22 protein-coding genes are annotated in these 25,972 nt (G+C 61.3%); 18 read left to right on the top strand and 4 right to left on the bottom strand.

Annotated elements, in window-relative coordinates; translation table 11 throughout:
• Positions 1–24 precede the first annotated feature (24 nt).
• A complete protein-coding gene (locus ACUN9V_RS14485; RefSeq protein WP_445511916.1) occupies positions 25–1,248 on the top strand; it encodes a CynX/NimT family MFS transporter in 1,224 nt (407 codons plus the stop codon).
• Between the two features lie 217 nt (positions 1,249–1,465).
• Here the strand turns inward: ACUN9V_RS14485 and ACUN9V_RS14480 are convergent, their stop codons facing one another.
• The 3 genes from ACUN9V_RS14480 to ACUN9V_RS14470 all read right to left on the bottom strand — a co-directional run bounded on the left by ACUN9V_RS14480 (position 1,466) and on the right by ACUN9V_RS14470 (position 4,285).
• On the bottom strand, positions 1,466–2,476 hold the full coding sequence (locus ACUN9V_RS14480; RefSeq protein WP_445511915.1) for a Gfo/Idh/MocA family protein: 1,011 nt from the start codon (positions 2,474–2,476) through the stop codon (positions 1,466–1,468).
• 86 nt (positions 2,477–2,562) lie between these two features.
• Positions 2,563–3,369: a 5-deoxy-glucuronate isomerase gene (gene iolB, locus ACUN9V_RS14475; RefSeq protein WP_445511914.1), complete on the bottom strand. Its 807-nt coding sequence runs from the start codon at positions 3,367–3,369 to the stop codon at positions 2,563–2,565.
• Between the two features lie 49 nt (positions 3,370–3,418).
• Positions 3,419–4,285 carry a MurR/RpiR family transcriptional regulator gene (locus tag ACUN9V_RS14470; RefSeq protein WP_445511913.1) on the bottom strand — a complete coding sequence of 289 codons (867 nt, stop codon included), beginning with the start codon at positions 4,283–4,285 and terminating at the stop codon, positions 3,419–3,421.
• Positions 4,286–4,722: 437 nt separating this feature from the next.
• Here ACUN9V_RS14470 and ACUN9V_RS14465 point away from each other — a divergent pair, with 437 nt between their 5' ends.
• From ACUN9V_RS14465 to ACUN9V_RS14420, 10 genes are all read left to right on the top strand, one after another.
• Positions 4,723–5,550 (top strand): TIM barrel protein, encoded by an 828-nt coding sequence (locus tag ACUN9V_RS14465; protein ID WP_445511912.1) that lies wholly within the window; start codon positions 4,723–4,725, stop codon positions 5,548–5,550.
• A gap of 46 nt (positions 5,551–5,596) precedes the next feature.
• Positions 5,597–6,499 carry a sugar phosphate isomerase/epimerase family protein gene (locus ACUN9V_RS14460; protein WP_445511911.1) on the top strand — a complete coding sequence of 301 codons (903 nt, stop codon included), beginning with the start codon at positions 5,597–5,599 and terminating at the stop codon, positions 6,497–6,499.
• A gap of 27 nt (positions 6,500–6,526) precedes the next feature.
• Complete coding sequence (locus ACUN9V_RS14455) at positions 6,527–7,537, top strand: Gfo/Idh/MocA family protein (RefSeq protein ID WP_445511910.1); 1,011 nt, start codon at positions 6,527–6,529, stop codon at positions 7,535–7,537.
• Between the two features lie 300 nt (positions 7,538–7,837).
• Positions 7,838–9,778 (top strand): bifunctional 5-dehydro-2-deoxygluconokinase/5-dehydro-2-deoxyphosphogluconate aldolase, encoded by a 1,941-nt coding sequence (locus tag ACUN9V_RS14450; protein ID WP_445511909.1) that lies wholly within the window; start codon positions 7,838–7,840, stop codon positions 9,776–9,778.
• On the top strand, positions 9,775–11,625 hold the full coding sequence (iolD, locus tag ACUN9V_RS14445) for a 3D-(3,5/4)-trihydroxycyclohexane-1,2-dione acylhydrolase (decyclizing) (protein WP_445511908.1): 1,851 nt from the start codon (positions 9,775–9,777) through the stop codon (positions 11,623–11,625). The genes ACUN9V_RS14450 and iolD overlap by 4 nt, the downstream gene beginning before the upstream one ends.
• A gap of 68 nt (positions 11,626–11,693) precedes the next feature.
• Complete coding sequence (gene iolE, locus ACUN9V_RS14440; RefSeq protein WP_445511907.1) at positions 11,694–12,593, top strand: myo-inosose-2 dehydratase; 900 nt, start codon at positions 11,694–11,696, stop codon at positions 12,591–12,593.
• Positions 12,594–12,664: 71 nt separating this feature from the next.
• Positions 12,665–14,167, top strand: coding sequence for a CoA-acylating methylmalonate-semialdehyde dehydrogenase (locus ACUN9V_RS14435; protein ID WP_445511906.1), 1,503 nt, complete (start codon positions 12,665–12,667; stop codon positions 14,165–14,167).
• 53 nt (positions 14,168–14,220) lie between these two features.
• Complete coding sequence (locus ACUN9V_RS14430) at positions 14,221–14,604, top strand: tautomerase family protein (protein WP_445511905.1); 384 nt, start codon at positions 14,221–14,223, stop codon at positions 14,602–14,604.
• A gap of 207 nt (positions 14,605–14,811) precedes the next feature.
• Complete coding sequence (locus ACUN9V_RS14425) at positions 14,812–16,542, top strand: purine-cytosine permease family protein (protein WP_445511904.1); 1,731 nt, start codon at positions 14,812–14,814, stop codon at positions 16,540–16,542.
• Positions 16,543–16,815: 273 nt separating this feature from the next.
• Entirely contained in the window at positions 16,816–17,655 is an 840-nt protein-coding gene (locus ACUN9V_RS14420) for an inositol monophosphatase family protein (RefSeq protein WP_445511903.1), read from the top strand.
• Positions 17,656–17,887: 232 nt separating this feature from the next.
• On the opposite strand, the gene ACUN9V_RS14415 is transcribed toward ACUN9V_RS14420, so the two are convergent.
• On the bottom strand, positions 17,888–18,961 hold the full coding sequence (locus ACUN9V_RS14415; protein WP_445511902.1) for an SDR family oxidoreductase: 1,074 nt from the start codon (positions 18,959–18,961) through the stop codon (positions 17,888–17,890).
• Between the two features lie 174 nt (positions 18,962–19,135).
• Here ACUN9V_RS14415 and ACUN9V_RS14410 point away from each other — a divergent pair, with 174 nt between their 5' ends.
• The 7 genes from ACUN9V_RS14410 to ACUN9V_RS14380 all read left to right on the top strand — a co-directional run bounded on the left by ACUN9V_RS14410 (position 19,136) and on the right by ACUN9V_RS14380 (position 25,950).
• Entirely contained in the window at positions 19,136–20,047 is a 912-nt protein-coding gene (locus tag ACUN9V_RS14410; protein WP_445511978.1) for a LysR substrate-binding domain-containing protein, read from the top strand.
• A gap of 122 nt (positions 20,048–20,169) precedes the next feature.
• On the top strand, positions 20,170–21,516 hold the full coding sequence (locus ACUN9V_RS14405; RefSeq protein WP_445511901.1) for a type II toxin-antitoxin system HipA family toxin: 1,347 nt from the start codon (positions 20,170–20,172) through the stop codon (positions 21,514–21,516).
• The gene (locus tag ACUN9V_RS14400; protein ID WP_445511900.1) at positions 21,513–21,821 is read left to right on the top strand and encodes a transcriptional regulator; all 309 of its coding nucleotides are present in this window, start codon (positions 21,513–21,515) and stop codon (positions 21,819–21,821) included. Before ACUN9V_RS14405 ends, ACUN9V_RS14400 begins: the two co-directional genes overlap by 4 nt.
• 58 nt (positions 21,822–21,879) lie before the next feature.
• Positions 21,880–22,329, top strand: coding sequence for a MarR family winged helix-turn-helix transcriptional regulator (locus ACUN9V_RS14395; protein WP_445511899.1), 450 nt, complete (start codon positions 21,880–21,882; stop codon positions 22,327–22,329).
• Between the two features lie 105 nt (positions 22,330–22,434).
• Positions 22,435–22,863 (top strand): organic hydroperoxide resistance protein, encoded by a 429-nt coding sequence (locus tag ACUN9V_RS14390; protein ID WP_110642279.1) that lies wholly within the window; start codon positions 22,435–22,437, stop codon positions 22,861–22,863.
• A gap of 236 nt (positions 22,864–23,099) precedes the next feature.
• Entirely contained in the window at positions 23,100–24,491 is a 1,392-nt protein-coding gene (gene dcuC, locus ACUN9V_RS14385; RefSeq protein WP_445511898.1) for a C4-dicarboxylate transporter DcuC, read from the top strand.
• 76 nt (positions 24,492–24,567) lie between these two features.
• Positions 24,568–25,950: a lyase family protein gene (locus ACUN9V_RS14380; RefSeq protein ID WP_445511897.1), complete on the top strand. Its 1,383-nt coding sequence runs from the start codon at positions 24,568–24,570 to the stop codon at positions 25,948–25,950.
• Positions 25,951–25,972: the final 22 nt, after the last annotated feature.

Genomic DNA, 25,972 nt, shown 5'->3' with positions numbered 1-25,972 from the left:
TATAGCACCTTTCGATCTCCAAGGATGGCTCTCTTGTCGACTTCCGCGATGCCCCGCCGGGGCGTTCTCACCCTCGTCGCGCTGCTGCTGGTCGCGCTGAATCTTCGCCCGGCGCTGACCAGCGTATCGCCCGTGCTCGGCAGCATCAGCGAGGCATTGGCGCTGTCGCCCAGTCTGCAGGGCATTCTGACCACGCTGCCGGTGCTGTTTCTGGGCCTGGCCGCGCCGCTGGCTCCCAGGCTGGTACGGCGTATCGGGCCGGAACGCAGCGTGTTCGCCGCCCTGCTGGTGCTGGCGTTGGCGCTGCTCGCGCGCCCCTATGTCGTGACAACGGTCGGCACGGCGGGGCTGTTTGTGGGCACGGCGATTGCCGGTGGCTGTATCGGGGTCATCGGAGTGCTGCTGCCGGGCATCGTCAAACGGGACTTCCCGCGTCGGGTCAGCATCATGACCGGCCTTTATACCGTCGCGCTCAATCTCGGTGCCTCCACTGCCGCAGGCACCACCGAGCCGTTGCGTCAGCTCTTCGGCGGTGCCTGGCAAAACCCCTGGCAGGGCGCGCTGGCGTTCTGGCTGCTGCCGGCGGTGCTCGCCGCGCTGTTCTGGCTGCCGCAGCTCAAGGGCACCCAGCCCGCCCGTGTTGCTGCGCGTCGCGGTGCGCGCCTGCGTCATGATCGGCTGGCGTGGCAGGTGTCGCTGTTCATGGGGCTGCAGTCGTCGCTGGCTTACATCGTGTTCGGCTGGCTGCCGACGATCCTGCAGGATCGCGGCTTGGCGGCGGTCACCGCGGGGCTGGCGCTGTCGGTGTCGATCCTGATTCAGGTGATCACGGCGATTCTGGCGCCGTGGCTCGGCAGTCGCATGCGCGATCAGCGGGCGGTGCTGGTTGGTGTGATGGCACTCACGCTGATCGGCCTGCTGGGCTGTCTATATGCTCCGATCGGCAGTCTCTGGCTGTGGATCGTGATCCTGGGTCTGGGCCAGGGCGGCACCTTCAGCATGGCGTTGACGCTGCTGGCGCTGCGCGCGCCGGACGCCACGACCGCCGCCAGCCTTTCGGCGATGGCCCAGGGCATCGGCTATACCCTGGCGGCGATGGGGCCGCTGCTCGTCGGCGTGCTCCACGACTGGAGCGGCGGCTGGAACGTGGTGGGCATTCTGGTGACGGCGATCGCCCTCGGCGCGCTGATCATGGCATTGGGCGCCGGTCGCGATCGGCAGGTGGCTTCCGCTCAACGTGATATTTGAGCCAGCAACCCACGCAGAGAAAACCTGAAAGGCTAGCAAACGGGCAGGCACTGATACGAACGAAACGATCTGCAGCCGAAACGATCTACAAACGAGGCACCTGATGACCGATCCAGAGGGCATCTTCGCGGCCAGATCAGTCGTCCGGCATTTCCTCTGTTCGGCCGTTTCACGGCGCCTGACCGCGCAGCGACAAAACAGGCGCCGCCTCTGTGTTTCAAGCCAGCTGGCGTGTGCGCTCGGCGAAGTCGATTTCCTGATGAGTCCGGGCACTCTCGTAGACAGCAGCGATCAACAGGTTCAGTCGTTGTGCCTCCTTCACCGATACCGGCGGCTTATCTCCGTTGATCAATGCATCGATAAAGAGCTGGTTGTGGCGCACATAGCCGCCCTTCTCTTCCTGCGGCAGCAGGCGATACTCCTCACTCTGGATCTTCTCACCCAGGCCCGGTGAAAAACGTATGCTCTCGATCTCGCGGGTTTCCAGCGTCGCGTATCGTCCGAAGATTTCCACGCGCTCGAAAGGAAAGCTCCAGCCGGAGTGCGCGCTCGACATCATGGTGCAGACCATGCCGGACTCGAACACGAGCAGGATCGCGAAGTTGTCGATTTCGCTGGTGGAAATCGCCTGCCGCCCCTCGCAGCGCAGCGTACTGATCGGACCAAACAGGTATTCGAGAAGGTCCAACTGGTGGATGGTGGTTTCGTAGAGAAAGCCACCTGTCTTGTCGGGATCCGCCGTCCACGGTGGGTTGAGCAATTCGCCGCGATTGAGTCGAACGTGGGCGGAAAAAGGCTCCAGCTGTCCTTCGTCGATCAGCTTCTTGATGTACTGATGCGCGGGCGCGTACCGCCGACTCATGCCGAGATTGTAGACGGCACTCGAGGCCTGAGCGGCCTTCAGGATTTTCTCGCCATCCTCGACCGAGATAGCCATCGGCTTTTCGCAGAAGACGTCGATACCGTTTTTCAGGCAAGTCAGTACGGGCTGCAGGTGAGTATTGTTGGGTGTCGTCACATAGACGACGTCCACTCCCGCCTCGATCAGCGCCTCGACGCTGTCGACACAGGTGACGCCATCGCCGATCGAGGCGGCGAGTTTCGCGGCCGCAGCCTCGATCATGTCCGCCACGGCCACGATCTCGACCCGCTCGTCTCGTTGCAGGATCGCTGCGTGTACTGCGGCGATGGCTCCCGCGCCCAGAATGCCAACCTTTCTCTTGCTCATATCCACTCCTTTTGACCGCCAGGGGAAACCGCGAAAAACCGATGCTTGCTTTTCGCGTTGCTTGCGACATGCCTTGCACAACCGAACTACCTGGCGTCGAGCATCCACTCATGGTCGGGATCGTTGTGGAATTTCCAGACCCTTTTGGGGCCCGCCATCACATTGAGATAGTAGAGTTCGTAGCCGTGCGGCGCACCAACGGGGTGATAGCCCCTGGGCACCAGGACACAGTTGCCATGCTCGACAGCCATGGTCTCGTCCAGCGAACGATCATCGGTATACACCCGATGCAGCGCAAAGCCCTGGGCAGGATTGAGAAGGTGGTAATAGGTTTCCTCGAGCTGCGACTCGTGGGGAAGATTATCCTCGTCATGCTTGTGCGGCGGATAGCTCGACCAATTGCCCGCCGGCGTATAGACCTCGACGACCAGCAGACCATCGGCATCTTCTGTCTCCGGCAGAATATCGTGCACATGGCGTACATTGCTGCCCTCGCCGCGCGTCGTGCTGGCGATCTGATCGGGGCCGATCAAACGCGCTTTGTAGCTGCCCTTGCCAGGCGCACTGCACACGGCGACTTCGAGATCGGTCAACGCCTCGACACCGCAGGAGACGTCATTGGGCAGATAGACAGCATAAGGACGCTTTTTCTCGAAAACATCCATCCGGTCACCGATGTTCTCCCACTGCTCTTTCCCGCTGGCAATCGTGGCTCGCCCGGTCAACAGTACCACGCACTCTTCCCGGTCCCCTGTCTGCCAGGAGATCTTCTCTCCCTTCGCCAGCTTGTGGACACGAAAACCGACGTGTCCCCAGCCGGCCGACTCCGGCGTAACCTCGAGAATCCTGCCCTGGCTATCGGGCTCTTGAGGGCGAACAAGAAGTGAACTCATCGTGAAGCCTCCATGGATGCAGTCGTCGATGACGATATAAGCAGGGCGCTCAGCTAGCGCCCTGTCGGGGGTTTTCCTGCTGCGCACTGTCGCGCCGTTTGTCCTGACGCACGCCCAGTGCAATGGCTAGTGTCTGACTCAGGCACAACGAAGCCGTGAGGCCTCGAAAACTTCTGACTTCGGCTTCATGCACGATCAATGCGACATCAGCCGTGGGGGCCAACGGGCTCAGGCTCGAATCGGTGATAACGATATGTGGAATGCCGCGTTCGCAGGCTTCCGCCACCGCATCGCGCGTTTCCCGGGCATAGGGCGAAAAGCTGATGATCAGCATGGCGTCCTTTGGCCCCACGGCCTTCGTCTGCTCTTCATGCATGCCACCCAAACCATCCATCAAAAACGCCCGCTTGCCGATGTGGTGCAGTGCATAGGTGAAATAGCTGGCAACCACGAAGCTACGTCTGGCACCCAGGACGTGTACGACTTCGGCCCCGTCGAGCACATCCAGGGCGCGCTCGAGCTGGGCGGGATCGATGCGCCCAGGCAGCGCTTCGAGTACCTCGCGATTGGCTTCGGCAAACTCCCAGAGCAGTTGCGTGCTGTCAGGCGTCTCACCCGTTGCGGTGCGGCTCGCATGAATTCGCTCGGCATAGTTGGGCAGCTCGTCGACCAGACGTGAGCGGAAGAGCTTCTGCATTTCGGAAAAGCCCTTGAACCCGAAGCTGTTGGCAAACCGGATCAAGGTAGAGGGGGTAACTCCAGCCCGCTGTGCCAGTTGGGCGATAGTGGCAAAGGCCACTTCCTGGGGATGATCGAGCAGAAAGCGGGCGGTCTGCTGCAAACGCCGGCTCAGGCTTGCGTGCTGGGCAGTAATCCGCTCTTCAAGCTCGGCAAAACTCTGCGGTAACTGGCTCATGGTCCTCTCTCTCTTGTTTTGCATTGCCCGAATGCTCGCTGACAACGGATCCGCATGACGCGCAGCGTAGGGCATGCGAAATAAAAATTCCATTAACAATGCATATAGAACACGGAACTTTGATCGACTCCCGAAACGGGCACGCGGGCCTGCAGTCTTCTTGCGCTCCAAAAGCGGTTCAGGCGCTGGGGCACTACACCTTTGGTCTCATGTAATGGCTTGAAGTGGTGAAAAGCCCGTCGCTAAAACGCCAAATTTTACCCGTAAGCCAATGAAATTATTGTATTTACAAGACATGGTCGCGAATTGGAATGAAACAATAGATTACATTTTCTAGTTGTTGAACATATGGAATATAAATTCTAACCTCGATCCATTCTTCGATCATCCGGAAACAAGGCGGGTGATATCGCGTTCAACAGCCAAGGAAATCCGACATGTCCGGCCAGACACCACGTTTCGCCCTGAATCACATGATCTGCCCGTCTCTGAGCGTACGCGAACTGCTTGACGGGGCTGTCGATCTCGGCCTGGATGCCGTGGAGCTTCGCAACGATGTACAGGAAAACAGCCTACTGACACTGGAGCAGGCCCGCGAGGCCGGAGAACTGGCCCGAGAGCGCGGCATTCGCATCCTGACCATCAACGCACTCTATCCCTTCAACATCTGGAATGACGAGCGCGCCGAACAAGCAGAAAGTCTGGCCCGGTTGGCCCAGGCCTGTGGGGCCGAGGCGCTAGTGCTCTGTCCGCTGGTCGATGCCGACCATGGCCTGAACGCTCGTGACAGTCAGACCCACGTCATCAAGTCCCTCGAGGGTCTTGATCCGATTTTCGAGCGCCACGGCATTCGTGGATTCATCGAGCCGCTGGGCTTCCCGATCTCGAGCCTGCGCACCAAGCAGGCCGCCATCGAGGCGATCAAGAAAACGGGGCTCCAGCACCGCTTCAGCGTAGTTCACGACACCTTCCACCATCGCGGCGCGGACGAGCAGACCTACTTTCCCGAAGCGACCGGCCTCGTGCACATTTCCGGCGTTGAGGACAAGACGATCTCCTTTACCGACATGCTGGATGACCATCGCATTCTGATCGGTCCGAACGATCATCTGGGCAACGTCGAACAGATTCGTGACCTGCTCAATGAAGGGTACACCGGCTATTTCTCCGTCGAGCCGTTTTCCAGCCCGGTCTGGGATCTGGAAGATCCGCTCAAGGCAACCGGCGAGAGCATTGATTATATCCGTCAGGAACTGAAGCGCTGAAAACACCGCTGACCGTTACAGCCCTTATTCAAAAGAGTCCCTTGCCATGAAAATCGCACTCGATCCTTACATGCATCGCCATGTCCCCCTTGATGACCTGCCACGTCTGGCTGCAGACCTCGGTTACGAACACATCGAGCTGTCGCCACGTGCCGATTTCCTAGACTGGTTCGTTCATCCGCGCGTCTACCCGGAGCGTCTGGCGTCCTTCAAGAAGTCGCTCAAGGATCACGGCGTTCAACTGGCCTCGCTGCTGCCCATGTACCGCTGGGCCAGCCCGCATGAAGAAGAGCGACAGGCCGCAGTCAAGTACTGGAAGAAGGCCATCGAAGTCGCGATCGAGCTAGGCGTTGACACCATGAATTCCGAGTTCGGCCGTGGCCCGCATCCCGAGCGTGGAAGCTGTTCGAGCTGCTGCCAGGGTGGCATTACCACGGAATCCAGCGAAGCGGCCTGGTGGCGCTCCATGGAAGAACTGGTCCCGATCTTTGAGCGTGAAGGCATTCAGCTCAATGTCGAGCCTCACCCGGACGACTTTGTCGAAACACTGCATCCGGCCGTCGACATGATTCGCACCGTCAACTCCGACAACGTCAAGTTCCTCTACTGCGCACCGCATACCTTCCATTTCGGTGACGACATGGAACAGATGATTCGTGACTGCGCGCCGGTACTGGCTCACGTGCATATAGCCGACACCTTCAATCACAAGGCCTCTTCCGGCCTGCGTTACATCATCAATCCGCCGGGGTCCACCGCGCGCGTCCATCAGCATCTGAACATTGGTGAAGGGGAAGTTAACTGGGACCTGTTCTTCAAGACACTGGCGGATGTGGGCTTTGACGGCATCATGACGGCGTGCGTCTTTGCCTGGGAAGAAAAGGCCGAGGAATCCTCCCGCTTCATGCGTAACGAGATCCAGAGCTACGTCGACAAGCACTGGAAATAAACTGAACACGTTTTGGAGAGCAAGCACATGACATTACGTATTGGTGTGATCGGTACCGGCATGATCGGCGAAGAGCACTCTCATCGCATCACCAACACACTGACCGGCGCCGACATCGTGGCGGTTAGTGACGTCAACCTCGATCAGGCGCGAGCCATGGTCGATCGCCTTGGCCTCGAGGCAGAGGTCTACGAAACCGGCCAGAAGCTGATCGATGCCGACAACGTGGATGCCGTGCTGGTTACCTCCTGGGGCCAGACACACGAAGAGTACGTACTGGCCGCGATCAACGCCGGCAAGTACGTGTTCTGCGAGAAACCGCTGGCCACCACGGCCGAGGGCTGCCAGCGCATCATGGAAGCCGAGATCGCCGCCGGGCGACGACTCGTACAGGTCGGCTTCATGCGGCGCTATGACCGGGGCTACAACCTGCTCAAGGACACCATCGACGACGACCGTCTCGGGCAGGCACTGATGATTCACGCTGCGCACCGCAATCCCTCCGTGCCCGAACGCTACATCACCCCGATGGCCATTCACGACACGCTGATCCATGAGCTCGATACATTTCGCTGGCTGCTCGATGACGAATACGCCAGCGCTCAGGTGGTCTTCTCGAAAAAGACCCGCCATGCACACAGCGAAGTCAGCGATCCCCAGCTGGTGTTGCTGGAAATGGCGCGCGGTACGCGTATCGATGTCGAAGTCTTCGTCAACTGCCAATACGGCTATGAAATCCAGTGCACCGTGGTGGGCGAAGAAGGCGTCGCCCATCTTCCCGAACCGCAGAGCTTGACGCTTCGACAGGATGGCAAGCGTCACAATGAAATCCTCATGGACTGGAAAAAGCGTTTCAACGACGCTTTCGATACCGAGTTGCAGAGTTTCATACACGACGCCCAGGCCGGCACGCTCCAGGGGCCCTCATCCTGGGACGGTTTTGCGGCAGCGGTCGCTGGCGATGCCTGCGTCAAGGCGCAGGAAAGCGGCCAGATCGAACCGGTCGACATGCCAAAGCGCCCCGATTTCTACCGCTAAGCGCGGTTTTCAGGACCCTTGCCAGGCCCCGCTGTTCTTGCTCACCGCAGGGCGTGGGGCTTTTTCATGAGCCGATGCCATGAACCGATGCCATGAACCGACGCACCAGCCATCTGCTCGTGGTGGCGGTGGCTCCATAAGATGAAAAAAGGAATTTATTTTTCAACTATTGTTCAATAGGAACGTATATTCCAAAGGCTTTATGATCGGAACCCATGAATCGATGTCGCCCAACCCCCGTCTGGGCCGGATATCCCCTTCAGCGGCTGTCCGGTACTCAGTCACATGCAGGAAAACATCATGAATGACACCAAATCGCTGGATCTGATCTGTCTCGGAAGGGTCGCGGTGGATCTCTATGCCGAACAGGTCGGCAGCCGCCTGGAAGATGTTGCCAGCTTTGCCAAGTATCTGGGCGGCAGCTCCGGCAACATGGCCTATGGCACCGCTCGTCTCGGGCTTCGCTCGGCCATGCTCTCACGGGTCGGCAACGAGCAGTTCGGCAATTTCGTACGCGAAGAGCTGGCTGGTGCCGGCGTCGATGTCAGCGCCCTGCAGACCGACCCGGAACGCTACACAGGCCTGGCCATTCTCGCACTCAAGAATCGCGACAGTTTCCCCTTGCTGTTCTACCGCCGCGACTGCGCCGATATGGCGGTCGACGCCGACGCTATCGACCCGGATTTCATCGCCCGCGCCGGCGCACTGGTAATCACCGGCACGCATCTTTCGACCGATACCACTCAGCGTGCCTGCCGCAAGGCGCTGGACGCCGCCGCCAGCCATGGCATCAAGCGAGCGCTGGATATCGATTATCGTCCGGTGCTCTGGGGCCTGACAGAGCCGGGTGACGGTGAAACTCGTTTCGTGGCCGATGAAAAGGTCACTCGCCACCTGCAGCCATGGTTGAGCGATTTCGACCTGATCGTGGGTACCGAGGAAGAGTTCCATATTGCCGGCGGCGATACCGACACACTCGCGGCGCTTCGTGCCGTACGCGAGAAGACGGACGCCACCCTGGTCTGCAAGCTCGGGGCTCTGGGCTGTGTCGTGTTCGAACACGAGATTCCTGCACGTATCGAAGACGGCATTCTGGTCGAAGGCGTCAAGGTAGAGGTGCTTAACGTGCTGGGGGCCGGTGATGCTTTCATGAGCGGGCTGCTGCGCGGCTGGCTCAGGGAGGAAGACTGGGCCACCAGCGCCACCTACGCCAATGCCTGCGGCGCCCTGGTCGTCTCCCGTCACGGCTGTGCGCCGGCCATGCCGACCGAAGAAGAACTTTTCGATTATCTGAGCCGCCGAGAGACAGTCAAGCGACCCGATCGCGACAACCGGCTCAATCACCTGCACCGGGCCACCACCCGGGTACCCAAATCCTGGCCTGAAGTGTGTGGTCTGGCCTTCGATCATCGCCGCCAGCTGACCGACATGGCCCGCGACGTCGGTGCCGATCAGTCCCGCCTGCCGCATCTCAAGCAGCTGCTGGTCAAGGCCGCTGAACAGGGATCACAGCAGGTCGGACTTTCCCACCCCGCCATTCTGGTGGATGACGTCCTCGGTCAGGACGCGCTCAACGACGCCACCGGCCGGCACTGGTGGATCGGGCGCCCGGTCGAGCTACCCGGCTCACGTCCATTGCGCTTCCAGCATGGCGACGATCTGGGCTCTCGCCTGCGCCAGTGGCCGCGCGAGCACGTCATCAAGTGCCTGGTGTTCTATCACCCTGACGACGAGATGTCCCTGCGCCTGGATCAGGAAGCGCACTTGCTGCAGCTGTATCAGGCCGCCTGCCGCATGGAGCTTGAACTGCTGATTGAAATCATCCCGCCCGCGCGGGATGGCGACGACGATCGGGTGCTCGCACGCTCGCTGAAGCGTCTTTACAACCTGGGCATTCGTCCGGACTGGTGGAAGCTGCCGTCGATGAATGATGCCGCCTGGCAAGGCGTGAGCGATGTGATAGACGCACAGGACAGCCATTGCCGCGGCGTTGTGCTACTGGGCCTTGATGCCCCCATGGCTGACATGAAAAAGGGCTTCGCCGCGGCGGCCCGTCACAGCCAATGCAAGGGCTTCACCGTTGGCCGCACCCTGTTTGCCGCACCTAGTCGCGACTGGCTGGCAGGTGAAATCAGTGATCAGACGCTGATTGACCGGGTGGCCGGCAATTACGCCGAACTGATCGAAGAGTGGCAACGCCTTCGCGAAAGCCAGCCCCTTGCAGAGGAAATGCCGTCATGAAAACCGTTCGCCTGACCATGGCACAGGCCGTCATCCGCTATCTGACTGCTCAGAAGGTCGAGATCGACGGCGAACTCGAGCCCATGTTCGCTGGCTGCTGGGCCATCTTCGGTCATGGCAACGTGGCCGGCCTGGGCGAAGCGCTCTATCAGGTCAGAGATCAGCTGCCGACCTGGCGTGCACACAATGAGCAGGCCATGAGCCACGCCGCCATCGCCTACACCAAGACGTTGGATCGCCGTCGGATGATGGCCTGCACGGCCTCCGCCGGCCCCGGCTCCACCAACATGGTCACGGCCGCCGCGGTCGCTCACGTCAATCGTCTGCCGGTACTGTTTCTGCCCGGCGATACCTTTGCCACGCGCATGCCGGACCCGGTACTGCAACAGGTCGAGAACTTTCACGACCATACGCTGACCAGCAATGACTGCTTCCGGCCCGTCAGCCGCTTCTTCGATCGCATCACGCGTCCGGAGCAGTTGCTGACCTCTCTGCCGCAGGCGATGCGCGTGCTGACCGACCCGGTCGAGTGTGGGCCGGTCACTCTGGCCCTGCCGCAGGACGTGCAGACCATGGCCTTCGACTATCCCGAACACTTCTTTGACGAGCGGATTCATCATCCGCGTCGCCAGGCCGCAGACCGGGATGAACTGTCCCGGGCCATCGAGCTGATCAGCACCGCCAGAAAACCGCTGGTCGTGGCGGGTGGCGGCGTTCACTACGCTCAGGCCCGTGAGGCCCTGGACGCCCTGGTTTCACGCTACCAGCTCCCGGTGGGGGAAACCCAGGCCGGCAAGGGTGCCTTGCCCTGGGATCACGCACAGAACATGGGCTCCATCGGAGTCACCGGCGCGGAATCGACCAACACGTTGGCCGCCGAAGCCGACCTGATCATTGCCGTGGGTACACGTCTGGGAGATTTCGCCTCCGGCTCGCGTGCCATGATCAACCCGGAGGCTCGCATCCTGAGTATCAACGTGGCGTCCTTCGACGCCATCAAGCACAAGAGCCAGCCGCTGGTGGGGGATGCCCTGCTGACACTGCCGGAACTCGAGCGCTGTTTGAGCGACTGGCGTCCCGACAGCGCCTGGATTGATCGGGCCGACGAACTGCGTCGTCAGTGGCATCGCAGCGTCGATGTCGCGACCACCGATCGCGGCACCAATCTGCCGACCGATGCCGAGGTTGTCGGCGCGGTCAATCGAGCGGCCGGCGAGCAGGACATCGTGGTCTGCGCCGCCGGTGGCCTGCCCGGCGAGCTGCAAAAGCTCTGGCGCACCCGTTATGCCAAGGGCTACCACATGGAGTACGGCTACTCCTGCATGGGCTATGAGCTGGCTGGCGGCGTAGGCACCAAGATGGCCAAACCCGACTCCGAAGTGTTTGTCATGGTCGGTGATGGCTCCTATCTGATGCTCAACTCCGAGATCGCCACCTCGGTCATGCTGGGCCACAAGATCATCGCCGTGGTGCTGGATAACCGGGGCTACGGCTGCATCCATCGCCTGCAGCAGATGTGTGGCGAGCCGGGCTTCAACAATATGCTCGATGACTGTCTGACCGTCGAAGGCGGTGCACCCAAGACTGACTTTGCCGCCCATGCCGCCGCGCTAGGCGCCCGCTCGGAGAAGGTCGGGAACATCCAGGAACTCGAAGCCGCGCTGGAACGCGCCAAGGCATCGTCCATCAGCTATGTCGTCACACTGGACACGGATGGACTGGTGGATACGGAGGAAGGAGGTTCCTGGTGGGATGTGGCAGTGCCTGAAGTCTCGGTGCGCTCCGAAGTGGAGGAAGCCCGCAGACGTTACGACGAGCACAAGGCACGCCAGGGTAAGAATCTCTGACCCTTAACCCGTTCCGAGGCGACAGCGTCCTGCCGCCCTCGGGGTATCGATATTTCAGGAGCATTCCCATGTCAGTACGCCTTGGCATCAACCCGTTGACCTGGACCAACGACGATCTGCCCAGTCTGGGCGGTGACACACCGCTCGAGACCTGCCTGACCGAGGGCCGTGAAGCCGGCTTCAGCGGTTTCGAGTTGGGTCACAAGTTTCCGCGCACCGCCGACGCGCTTAACAGGGTTCTGAAGGATCACGACCTGTCCCTGGTTTCTGGCTGGTACTCCTCACAGCTGTTGGAACGCAGCGTCGAGGAGGAACTGGAAGCGGTCGAGTCCCACCTGCAGCTTCTGAAGCAGTGTGGTTCGAAGGTCATGGTGTTCTGTGAAGTCAGTCACTGTGTGCATGGCGACCAGGTACGCCCAGTCTCTCAGCGTCCGCATCTTCAGGAGGTTGACTGGCCGCGCCTGACAGAGGGCCTTGATCGTGTCGGCGCCTATTTGCGCGAGCACGGCGTACAACTGGTCTATCACCACCACCTGGGCACCGTGGTCGAGAGCCAGGCCGATGTCGAGCGGCTGATGGACAACACCAGCGATGCCGTGGGTCTGCTGCTCGACTTCGGCCACCTGGTCGTGGCCGAGGGGGACCCATTGGCTATCGCCCAGCGCTACAGCTCACGCATTCATCACATCCATTGCAAGGACGTGCGCTTTGACGTTCTCAGGGAGACCCGCAACCGGGACAAGAGCTTCCTCGATGGTGTGCTCGATGGACTGTTTGCCGTCACCGGCGATGGCGACATCGACTTCGTTCCAGCCCTGAGCCACTTGAGCGATCAGGGTTATGAAGGCTGGCTGGTGGTCGAAGCCGAGCAGGATCCTAGCGTGGCGCATCCGCTGACGCAGGCACGTCTGGGCTACCGAGGACTGAGAGCCATCGCCGAACAGGCCGGATTTCAGATCACCGAGTAACGCCCTCGGGCCGCCACGCATCTCTCGCCCGAACCGACATGACACTCATTTCGCGATAGACAGGTAAGCACATGAACACGATCCCGCATTACATCAACGCCACCCTGACAGAGGGCCGGAGCGGCCATTTTGCCGCCGTCTACAACCCGGCCACCGGCGAGCAGTCCGCCCAGGTCGCACTCGCCTCTGCCGAAGAGACCCGCCAGGCGATCGAAATTGCCGATGACGCCTTTCAACGCTGGTCGAAGGTCACACCGCTCAAGCGCTCGCGCATCCTGTTCAAATTCAAGGCGCTGGTCGAGGAGCATGCCGATGAACTGGCACGCCTGATTTCCAGCGAGCATGGCAAGGTGTTCTCCGACGCCAAGGGTGAGCTGACCCGAGGCCTGGAGGTGGTCGAATTCGCCTGCGGCATTCCGCACCTGCAGAAGGGCGAGCATTCATTGAATGTCGGCACCGGTGTCGACAGCTACTCCATGATGCAGCCGCTGGGCGTCTGCGCCGGTATTTCACCGTTCAACTTCCCAGCCATGGTACCGATGTGGATGTTTCCGATCGCCCTGGCCTGCGGTAACACCTTCATCATGAAACCCTCCGAGAAAGATCCATCCACTCCGATGCGTCTGGCGGAACTGCTGACCGAAGCCGGCCTTCCGGACGGCGTATTCAACGTGGTCAACGGTGACAAGGAATCCGTGGACGTGCTGCTCAGCGATGAGCGCATCCAAGCGGTCAGCTTTGTCGGCTCCACACCGATCGCCGAATACATCTACGCCACCGCCTCCAAACACGGCAAGCGCGTTCAAGCCCTGGGCGGCGCCAAGAACCACATGGTCATCATGCCAGATGCCGACCTGGATCAAGCCGTGGACGCCCTGATGGGCGCAGCCTACGGCAGCGCCGGGGAGCGCTGCATGGCCATCTCGGTAGCGGTGCCGATCGGCGAAGAGACGGCCGATCGTTTACGCGAGAAGCTGATCGAGAAGCTGAGCAGCCTGCGCGTCGGTCCAGGCCTGGTCGATGGTCCCGACAACGACATGGGCCCGTTGATCACGGCCGACCATCTCGCCAAGGTGCGGGACTACATCGGCATTGGGGAGCAGGAAGGAGCCGAGCTGGTCGTGGACGGCCGCAATATCAGTATCGATGGCGCAGCCGACGGCTACTTCATCGGCGGCACCCTGTTCGATCACGTCAAACCCGGCATGCGCATCCACGTCGAGGAAATTTTCGGCCCGGTGCTGGCGATCAGCCGTGCGGAAAGCTTCGACGACGCCGTGGCCATGATCAACGGTCACGAGTTCGGCAACGGCACGGCCATCTTCACCCGCGATGGTGATGCCGCGCGCCAGTACTGCGAACAGATCCAGGTCGGCATGGTGGGCGTCAACGTGCCGATTCCGGTACCGATGGCCTTCCACAGCTTCGGTGGCTGGAAACGTTCGCTGTTCGGACCGCTGCACATGCACGGCAACGATGGCGTTCGCTTCTACACCCGCATGAAGACGATAACCCAGCGCTGGCCGAGCGGTATTCGTGAAGAGACCAACAGTTTCACCATGCCGACGCACTAAGCTCCTGACGCCGGTGCCGCAAGCACCGGCATTTTTTCGACAAGGACAGGACCATGCCTCTGGTTACCATCACGGCTGCCGACCACCACTCTCGAGAGTGGTATCGTCAGGTGGCCGACATCGTCAATAAAGTGGTCATCGAGACACTCGACTTCCCTGAAGATGATCGCTATCAGATCCTCCAGGCCCTGCCGGCAGAACGCATCGAGCTTCAGGCGCGCAGCGGCGACGTACTCATCCTGCAGCTAACCATGCGCTCGGGCCGCCTCGATACAGCCAAACAGCATTTCTACCGAAGAGTGGCCGACACCCTGGAGCAGGAGGTCGGCCTCGATCCCTCCAATCTCATGATCGTAATCACCGAGAACCGGGATGCCGACTGGTCCTTCGGTGATGGCAAGGCGCAGTTTCTCGTCGCTCGACAGAAATTCGACTGACCCCCTCTTTTTCTCACCCCGAAACCGCAAGGAGCCAACTGCCGCGGCGAGACGGTCACCTCTTTTTTTGGAATAAAAATTCCAATAATACCAAAGTATTGAATTAAAAGTTTGAAAGTGTCTATTTCGGTATATAGATTCAAAAAACGCCTTCAAAACATCATCGCCCACCGGGTCTGACGGCAATGGCCCGGAGAGGAAAACACAATGAAATCGACTTCAAGCAAAAGGAAAGCCAGCGAACTCGGTAACGGTGAGTTCGAACGCCAGCGCATTCCCGCCGACAAGCAACTCAGCGGCACCTACTTTCTCGGCTCCTATGCCGGCGAGCACGTTGCTGGCACCGAGTTCGTCATCGGCGCCTCGCTGGTCGCCCTGGGCGTCAGCACCAGCGATCTGATCTGGGGCCTGCTGATCGGCAACCTGTTAGCAGTCCTGTCCTGGGCTTGGCTGTGCAGCCCGATCGCGACCCGCTCGCGCATGACCATCTACTGGTATCTGGAGCGGCTGGCCGGCAAGCATTTCTCGATCGCCTACAACCTGCTCAACGGCCTGATCTTCGCAGTGGTTTCCGGCGCCATGGTGACAGTATCGGCCTCCGCCTTCCGCGTGATGACCGATATTCCACCGCAGACCGCCTGGTATCCCCAAAGCATCAGCTTCATCGCACTGGCGATATTCGTCGGAGCCATCACCGTCTGGATGACGGTCAAGGGCTTCAAGCTAATCGCCAACTTCTCGTCGGTGTGCTCGCCCTGGATGGCTACGATGTTCCTGGCCAGCGGCATCGTCACCGTGCCCATACTGATGCACACTGGCCAGCTCGGTGGCATCACCTCGCTCAATGGCGTGCTGGATACTTTCGTCTGGACCGGCTCTACCCCCGACGGTGCCGCCGGAATCTCCGTATGGGTCATCGCCGCCTGGGCATGGGGCGCGAACCTGCCCATGCACCTCGGGATGAGCGACATGAGCATCCTGCGCTTCGCGCGCAAGTCCAGCTATGGCTACTTCTCCGCGGCTGGCATGTATATCGGCCATTTCATGGCCTGGATCTGCGCCGGCTTGATGGGCGCCACCGCTGCCCTGCTGGCGAAATCCTCGCTCATCGAAATGGACCCGGGCGGCGTCGCATTTCGTATCCTCGGCGCCATGGGGCTGATTGCCGTCGTGGTCGCGGGCTGGACCACTTCAATTCCCAGCCTCTATCGCGCAGGCCTCGCCTTTCAGGCGGTGTTTGACCGCTTCTCGCGCACGCAAGTCACCGTGGCCACCGGTGCGGTCACGACAGTGATCGCCTGTTTCCCGTTCGTCTTCACCCAGTGGCTGAACGTGCTGTCCTATTTCATCATGCTCATCGCCCCGGTCGGTGCGATCATCGCCGCAGAGCATTTTCTACTGCCCCGGCTGGGCATCCGCCCTTTCTGGCGCGAGCAGCAAGGATATGCCACCAACCTGCCCGCCTTTGGCGCCTGGGGGCTCGGTATCGCGTTGGGAATCGTGCTGTTGTCGCTCGATGCCATCCATCTGTTCGCCCTGTTCATTCCCGTCTGGTTCGTCAGCTTCCTTGGCTATCCGCTGATGTGTCGTCTTGCCGGTGCGGCCAGGCGCAACGACACCAGTGACCCCTATGAAGCTGCCTACGGCCCGGTACTCGAATACGGCTCCACGGAAACCGCCCACGCCGGATACCAACCCGTCAACCGTCGCAATCCCTGGTACGCTATCGCCGTGGTCTGCCTGGTCGCGATTCTTGGCCTGGCAGTCTGGGGTGGCATTAACAACGAGGGCGCGGCCCGCCTGGATACCTTCCAGGCACTGATCATCCTGCCCACACTGCTCTATTTCGTTGCGGCTACGGTCTGGATGAAAAGCCGCCGAAAACCTCGCTCTCCGACAGCGCACACCACCTCCCGCCGGGCCAGCGTAGCCAAATGAGGCCACGACATCGCCAGCCTATGTAGGCTGGCGATGTCGCCTTTCTGCATTGACACTTTCCTTGAGCGATGGTCTCGACCAGCTTCCGCGGGTCGAGACAGACCGATTGAAGCTGAAACGATATTGCCAGGGTGCGAAGTCGCTTCCAGGCAATTTTTCGACGGCCACCCCTCCCACGTTATTGAACGATGAGCGCCACTCAACCGTGCTCGAACCGCCAGAGGACAGAATCGGATACTCTAGGATGGAAACCCAACGAATCAGGAGCCCCGCATGCCTGCAAGAGCCATCACTCTCGAGCAACAGCAACGCTTGATCGAGATCGTGCGCGATGCCGCGAAGACCGAGATCCTGCCGCGCTTTCGTAATCTCTCCGAAGACGCGATCCGCTCGAAGAGCGCGCCGGACGATCTGGTGACCGACGCCGATCAGGGCGCGGAACGGATGATGACGGCGGCGATCCGCGAGTTAATGCCAGACGCGACGGTGATCGGCGAGGAAGCGGTCGCCGATGGCAGCGCCAACCTCGACGATATCGCCAGCGCCGAGCTGGCACTGATCATCGATCCGGTCGACGGTACCTGGAACTTCGCCCGCGGGCTCAATCAGTTCGGGGTGATTCTGGCGGCGACCAGTTTCGGCGAGACGATCTTCGGCCTGCTCTACGATCCGCTGTCGGATGATTGGATCGTTGCCCGTCACGGCGAAGGCGCCTGGTTCGGCCGCCCCGACGGCACCCAGCGCCAGCTGCAGGTGTCGGATACCGACAAGTTCAACGAGATGGTCGGCTCGACCTCGATCCGGCTGTTTGCCAAGCCGCAGCAGTATCAGCTGGCGGCGACCTTCCCCGACTTCCAGCGCATGATGGCCTTCGGCTGCGCCTGCCACGAATATCGCACCATGGCGTTCGGCTTCGTCGACTTCATGCTCACCGGCAAGCTGATGCCGTGGGATCACGCCGCGGGGCTGATGATCCATCAGGAAGCCGGTGGCTATTCGGCGCTGCTCGACGGCACGCCCTACCAGCCGACGATCCATCAGGGCACGGTGCTGGCCGCCAGCTCGCGGGCGCATTGGGAGCAGCTGCGCGAGAAGTTCAGCTTTCTGGGCTAAAAAGTGCCTGCGCTCGCCCATGCGGCGTTAAAAATTGGTTCAAAATGCTCATTTACACCCCGTAAACTCCGCGTTTTCGCCAATTTTTGCCTTGCCTGGCCTTCGCTCGTCGACTTTTTACGCAGGGCACTGGCCATCATCATTGACCACCAAGACGACGAAAACCGGCGCCGAGAAGGCGCCGGTTTTCTTTTCTGTAGCCGATCGGGACGAACCGCTCAGACAGACCGAATCAGGGAATGATCTTCTCGGCGCGCAGGCGATCGAACAGATCGAAGAACGCCGCTCGCGTTTCGCGGAAGTGATCGAAGCCGAAGTCGCGAGACTTGGTGGTGTCGTTGACGCACTCCTGATCGCGGCCGAGATCCGCATCGGTGTGCCACCAGGAGGCCAGCTTGGCGACATCCGGCTCGACCAGATCGTGCTTTTCGGCAATCTCGCGCCAGGTCGATTCGGCACCGGCCATCTGCGTTTCCAACGGCTGCATCGACTCCGGGTCGTCCGAGGCTTCGGGCCCCTGACTTTCTAGACCAAAGTACTCACCGATCTCGCGCCACATCCGGCGCCAGCGGAAGACATCGCCATTGACGGTGTTGAAGGCCTGATTGGCGGCGCCCGGCGTGGTGGCGGCCCACTCCATCTGGCGCGCCAGCACTAGCGCATCGGTCATGTCGGTGAGCGCATTCCACTGCGTCTGCGAACCCGGGAACACGAACGGCTGGCCGGTCGCCTGGCAGATCGAGGCGTAGACGGCGATCGTCGTGCCCATGTTCATGGCGTTGCCGCGGGCGTAGCCGATCACGGTGTGCGGGCGGTGCACGTTCCAGGCGAAACCGTGACGCTCGGCGGCTTCGAACAGCACGTCTTCCAGCGCGTAGTAGAAGTTGTCGCCCGGCACGCGCGGCTCGGATTCGCGGAACGGCGTCTCGATGCGCCCGCTGCCATAAGCCTCGAACGAGCCCAGATATTGCTTGGTGCCGGTGACCAGTGAAGCGTGATCGAACTTGTCGCTGTCGAGCGCTTCGAACAGATTGCGCATCATCTGGCTGTTGGCCTCGACGTTGGCCTTCTCGTTGTCGCGACGAATCCAGGTGCAGTAGAAGACGTGAGTGATCGGCAAGTCGGCGAGCGCCTGCTCGGTCGCCGGCTTGTCCAGCAGGTCGGCGGCGACGGGAATCACGCCGCTCTGTTCGGTGGCACGACGAGAAAGGCCGTAGACGGTCCAGCCGCTGGACACCAGATAAGACGCCAGATTGCCGCCGGTAATGCCGGTCGCGCCAACCACGAGTGCAGTCCCTTTACGCATGATCGATATCCTCCTTCCGAGTTCAGGAAGATCCGGTATCTCGCCGGATCGATGAACGCAGTCTGGTAGGCTCCGATCGTTGCTACAATCGAAAGCGTCGCAAATCTTTATTGCGCCAGACGCAACCTCAGACATTTCAAAGCCATGGGTTTCAACGTCGTGAATCTCAATTCGCTGGATCTCAACGCCCTGCGCGTGTTCGAACGGGTCGCGGCGACCGGCAGTTTCACCGCGGCCGCACATCACTTCCACCGTGCGGTCTCCTCGGTATCCCGCCAAATTCGCGGGCTGGAAGAGGCGGTCGGGCAACCGCTGCTGTATCGACATACCCGTGCGGTCACCCTGACCGAGGCGGGAGAGCGCTACTACGAGGAAGTGCGCGAGATTCTGGAGCGGCTCGATCTTGCCACCGAAGCGCTGACCTATCCCTACCCCGAGCCGAGCGGCGTGCTACGGATCAATGCGCCGGTCGCCTTCGGCCAGCGCCAGATCGTGCCGCTGCTGCATGCTTTCCAGCGCCAACATTCAGGTATCACCGCCGAACTGCAGCTGAGCGATCACGTCGTCGATCCGGTGCGCGAGGGTCACGACGTCGGCGATCTGGCCGACTCTTCGTTGGTCGCAAGGCGCCTGGCACCGATGAATTACGTGGTGGCCGCGGCACCGAGCTACCTGACCGCGAACGGCGAGCCGCGGACGCCCGAGGCGCTGAGCGATCACAACTGCCTGCTCTATCAGGGTGAGATGGGCCGCCAGCGCTGGTATTTCCAGGCGCCGGACCAGAGCGGTTCGATCCCGTTCGAGGTCGCCGGCAACCTCTACAGCAACGATGCCGAGAGCCTGCTACGCGCCGCGCTGCTGGGCCAGGGTCTGGTGCTGTTTCCAACTTGGCTGATCGGCGATGCGCTTTCGCGGGGCGATTTGGTCCCGCTGCTCGAAGCGTGGCGCGGCGAGGTCATGCCCGGCCGCCGCGACATTCACGTATTGACCACCGAACGCCGCCTGCGAACGCGCAAGGTGCGGGCGTTTCTAGACTATCTGCGGGAATCGCTGGAGCCACAGCCGGCCTGGGATCGGTGGCGATGACAGCGCCATTTTGAGCAATTTATTTCTCACTAATGACGAGAAAAGCATTTTATGAGCAAAAAATAGCTCACCCACAGTCGGACATGATAAATTTGAGCAATAATTTACCCAGTACAATCGATATGTCACTGACGATACAGCTGTTCCATCATGGCCAATGGCACGATGCCGCAGAACTTCAGATCGACGATCCGAAGGCGGGTCGACGCGGCACGATTGCGCTGGGCTACTCGACCGATTACGCCATCGACTGGATGGGCCGGGACGACGAGCACGCCTGCAGTCTGAACTTGCCGGTCGAGCTGATGCTCCTGTATCGCCGGACGAACTGGTTCGCCATGCTCGACGACATCATGCCGTCGGGGGCCAGCCGTCGTTACTGGGTCAATCGACTGGGGCTTCAGTCGCTGCCCCCGCACGAACAGGACCACGCATTGCTGGCCCAAGGCACGATAGCGCCCGTCGGCAACCTGCGCATCAAGCAGGCACTGCCCCAACTGCCGGCGGGTAGCCAGCTGAAACACCATCGATTCACGCTGGACGATGTCGTGGAACGCCATACCGACTTCCTGGAATATGCCCAGCAGGTGGGCGCTGCCGGCGGTGGTGCGACCGGCGCGGGCGGCGAAGCCCCCAAACTGCTGCTGCGTCGCAGCCCGCAGGATGAGATCTGGATCGATACCTGGCAGGACGATCCCCGCAATACCGATGCGCATTACCTGGTGAAATTCCCCCGTGGGCCACGCTCGGAGATGGATTGCGACATTCTGCGCGCGGAGTACCACTACTATCACGAGCTGCAGGCGCTGGGCGTCGATACCATCGCCATCCGCGGTATGGAACTCATCGAAGGGGGACGCTACCCCAGCCTTTGGCTGCCTCGATTCGATGTGGATTTCATCAAAGGAGAGCGCACGCTTTACGGTCTGGAGTCGCTCTATTCGCTGCTGGAGAAGCCTCCGGGCACTTTCCTCAATCATTTCGAAGCGATCGACACGCTGGTTGCCAAGTGTCAGCAGCAATATCGCGTCAGAGAAATGGGCGAGACCTTCGACGTTTCCCGTTTCGTCGTGGAGTGGGTCAAGCGGGATCTCCTCAACGTCGTTTTCGGCAACTCCGACAATCACGGCCGCAATACCGCGATGATCAAGCGGCCCGATGGCCTGTGGCTGGCGCCAGTCTATGATTTCGCGCCCATGAAGGCGGACCCCGAAGGCATCATGCGCACCACGCAATGGGGCGCGCCATACGAAGAAGGCGGCCGTTTCGACTGGCAAGGGATCGCTCAACGGCTCGATCCGCTGGTTCCCGCCGACGACCTGCTCGCCGAGCTTCGCCAGCTGGGAAGACGATTGAAAGGCCTGAAGGCTCGCCTGCGGCAGCGAGGCGTTCCGAATTCGATTCTCGATCTGCCCGCGCTAGGGTTCGATTATCTCGACGAAAAACTCGATGCCTGGGGGCTGATATGAGCCGTCTTTCTCCCCAGGAACGCGAAGCGCTGCTGTTCGATCTGCTCGACCAGCTGTTCGAGGAAAAAATCACCACGGGAGCGCTGCTGAAACGACTGCGCCGGGAGGTTCTGGAGATGAACCAGACCCGCTATGCCGCGTTGGCGTCGATCAGCCGCCGGACGCTCTCGGCCATCGAGAACGACAGCGGGACCCAATCGCTGGGTTCTCTCAATCGCGCCTTTCGCCCTTTCGGGCTCAGCGTGGGGTTGCTCCCGCGTGATCGGTCGACCCGCCAGCGTCTGTTGACGCGATCCTCATCGTGATCACCTTCATAGCAAAACCTAATTAGCGATTGAATCGTGCGCGATATAAATTGACCGCATGACGACACGCAACGATACCGACGACACGCTGGCCCTGGAATCGCAGCTCTGTTTCGCGCTCTATTCGACCCAGCTGGCGATGAACAAGCTCTACCGCGGCCTGCTGCGCGAGCTCGATCTGACCTATCCCCAGTACCTGACCATGCTGGTGCTGTGGCAGCGGGACCGGCAGACAGTATCGGAGATAGGCGAGCAGCTCTATCTGGATTCGGCCACGCTGACGCCGCTGTTGAAACGGCTGGAAGTGGCGGCGCTCATCACCCGGCAGCGCTCACGCCAGGATGAACGCCAGGTCGAGATCGCCTTGACCGAGAAGGGCCGTTCGCTGCGCGAGCAGGCCAAGGCGATCCCCCATGCCGCCGGCTGTGCGGGCCAGTGCACGCCCGAGGAAGCCGCCGAGCTGCGCGACGCGTTGCATGGGCTGCGTCAGCGACTTGACACTCAGTGAAGCGTTGGCGCGTTTAATAGAAGACTATTTTCAACCAGCTTTTTACCCCAATAGATCGCGCACGGTTCAATAGACCGCGATCTTTAACTCGCAAGGAGATCCACCATGTCACTCGATAAAGTCCTCTACCGCGCCGAAGCAACTGTCACTGGCGGCCGCGACGGCCGGGCCACCGCCGCCGACGGTGCCATCGATCTCAAACTGTCGACGCCCAAGGAGCTGGGGGGCGCCGGCGGCGACGGCACCAACCCCGAGCAGCTGTTCGCGGCCGGTTATTCCGCCTGCTTCATCGGCGCGCTGAAACTGGTCGCCTCGAAAGAGAAGGCCAAGCTACCCGACGATACCCGGATCCAGGGTGAAGTCGGCATCGGCCCCAAGGGCGAGGGTTTCGGCATCGAAGCGACGCTGACCGTGAAGCTCCCGGGCATGGATCGGGAACAAGCCGAAGCGCTGGTCGAGAAGGCCCATCAGGTCTGCCCGTACTCCAACGCCACCCGCGGCAACATCGACGTGACCCTGAACGTCGAAGTGTAAGCATCGCCCATCTTTGGCTGAAAATTGACGGCCCGGGTCATCGAAAGATGGCTCGGGCCGTTACATCTTTGGTCGCAACACGGGTCGAAATAAGACTTTCACCGGATATTTATCGATTTAATTTCAAAAAGTTATCGTGACATGCAAAAACGCGATGCGGGCATAGCGATAACGCAATAGCCTCGCTCCGCCGACGCTGTCTACCGTATCGACTCCAATAACTTAGGGGTTCGATCATGGTCGCGTTTCTCATAGCCATGGCGGTGACGGCGTTCGCCGGCACGCTGGTCATCAAGAAATACCAACCGCAGACCGTGCTGCTGCTCGCCGGGCTTGCGCTGTTCGTCGCCACCGCGCTGTTCTTCCCCGCCCAGTCGATCCTGTTCAAGGAGACCGAAACCAGCGGCTGGGCCGGCTTCGATATATTCGAGTTCATCCACCAGATCATGTCCTACCGCCTGGCCGGACTGGGGCTGATCATCATGGCCGCCGGCGGCTTCGCCAAGTACATGGACCATATCGGCGCCACCCAGGCGATGGTCAATATCGGCACCCGCCCGCTGGCGCGGATGCGCGCGCCCTACCTGGTGCTGGCGCTCGGCTATGCCGTGGGGCAGGTGTTGAACATCTTCATCCCCAGCGCAGCGGGGCTGGCCATGCTGCTGCTGGTCACGCTCTATCCGACTCTGGTACGCCTGGGCGTCAGCAAGGCGTCCGCCGCCGCGATGATCGGCATGACCTCGGTCCTCGATCTGGGGCCGGCCTCCGGCACCGCCAACCTGGCCGCGCATACCGCCAACATGGACGTAGCGATCTACTTCGCCCAGTACCAGATCCCGGCGTCGCTGTTCATCGTGCCGGTCATCTGCGTGCTGACCTACTTCAGCGCCAAGTATTTCGATCGCCGCAGCGGCCACGTGGTCGACCCCGACCCCACCGCCCATGCCGTCGCCGATGGCGAGTCGGAGGCCCAGCGCGTGCCCGGCTTCTATGCGCTGCTGCCGATCCTGCCGCTGACGCTGATTCTGATCTTCAGCAAGCTACTGATCCATCAGATCGAAATCGGCGTGGTGACGGCGATGATCATCGGCGCCGTGCTGGGCCTGTTCTGCGAGATGGTGCGCAAGCGCCGTGAGCTGCAGGCGGTATTCAAGGGCTTCATGACCTTCTTCCAGGGCATGGGCCAGATGTTCTCCTCGATCATCTCGCTGATCATCTGCGCCGAGTTCTTCGCCGCCGGCCTCACTGCGATCGGGGCCATCGACTTCATGATCGGCGCGGCTCAGGGCGCGGGATTCGGCCTGTTCGGGATGACCCTGGTCACCTGTCTGCTGGTCGCGGTGACCGCCATCCTGACCGGTTCCGGCAACGCGGCGTTCTTCTCCTTCGCCGGGCTGGCACCCAACGTCGCCGCCGCCACGGCCGCCGGCCCGGTCGCCCTGCTGCTGCCGCTGCAGTTCACCGCCGGGATCGCGCGCTCGCTGTCGCCGGTTTCCGGGGTGATCATCGCCGTCAGCGAGGCCGCCGGCTGCTCGCCCATCGATATCGTCAAGCGCACCGCGATCCCGCTGATCGGCGGGCTGATCGTGCTGTTCGTCTATACCGCGCTGTTCGTGGGCGTGAAATGAGCCGCGATCTTCCGCGAACCGATGGTCTGAACCTGCAACGTCGAACGACTCTGCACACCTTTGGCGAGAACCGACCATGAATATTGATCAGCTTCCCGATTCGACCGACCACCTCTTTTCTCGCGATGCCACCTGGCAGGCGTGGCTGGAGGTCGAACGTGCGCTGGCGCTGACCCTGGCCGAACGCGGCATGATTCCCGCTGCCGCCGCGGCGGAAATCGAGCGCTGCGCGACGCTCGATCAGCTCGATCGCGAGGCGCTGGCCACGGACATCGAACGCACGATGTCGCCGGTAATGTCACTGGTGCGGGCGCTGGCCGAACGCTGCGACGGCGACGCCGGCGGCTACGTCCACCTCGGCGCCACCACGCAGAACATCATTCTCACCGGCAAGATGCTGCAGCTGAAGCGTTCGCATCGCTGGCTCAAGGCTCAGCTCGCCGCGCAGCTACAGTGTCTGGCGGATCTCGCCGAACGCGGCGCCGAATGGCCGTGCGTCTCGCGCACCAATCGTCGCCACGCCCTGCCGATCACCTTCGGCTACAAGGTCGCCGGCTGGATCGAGGAGCTGGAGCGTAACGTCGAGCGGCTTGAAGCGGTCGAAGCGCGCACCTTCGTGCTGACTTTCGGCGGCGCCAGCGGCGCCATGCACAGCTACGCCGACGAAGGCCAGCCGCTGGCGGAAGCGCTGGCCGCACGGCTCGGTCTCGGCGTCTCCCGGGTTCACTCCCGCGCCGCCGTCGACGGTCTGGTCGAGTACATCACCACGCTGGGGCTCTACGCCGCCGGCTGCGAACGCCTGGGCCAGGAGCTCTACACGCTGATGGCCAACGAGTTCGAGGAGGTCAGCGAAAACCAGGGGGATGAAGTGGTTGGCAGCAGTACCATGCCGCACAAGTTCAATCCCAAGTATGCCGTCAATCTGCTGGCCGAGGCCGGCGAGCTGCGCAGCCTGGTGGCGCCGGCGCTGGAAACCGCGCGTCCCTCCCACGAGGGCGATGCGTCGTGCAATTTCCGCCTCTACAAGCTGCTCGATCAGGCCGGCACGCTCGCCTATCGGGTCGCTGCCACCCAACACACGCTGCTGAACCGGCTGGTTCCCCGCCCCGAGCGGATGCGCGAGATCCTGATGGCTAACGCCGCGCCGCTGATGTCCGAGCACATCATGCTCGAACTGAGCGAAGAGATCGGCCGCCAACGTGCCCACGATCTCGTCCATGAGGCCATCGTCGCCAGTCGCGATGGCGATCTCTCCTTTGCCGAGGCGCTGTTCGGGAACGATACCGTGCGCCGCCACTACGGCGACCGGGCCGCGCTCGACCAGGCCCTCGCCCCCGAGCACTACACCGGACAGAGCCGCCAGATTGCCCTGGCGATGGCGGCCTCCGCCCGCGAACTCGCCGGGCGCCTGAACCGGGATTTCAAGGACACGGGTACGCTCGCCGAAGAAAACCGATAAGAAAAATGCACGGTAAAAAACG

It is taken from the genome of Salinicola sp. V024 (assembly GCF_052645315.1).
This window is presented reverse-complemented; position numbering and strand designations above follow the sequence as displayed.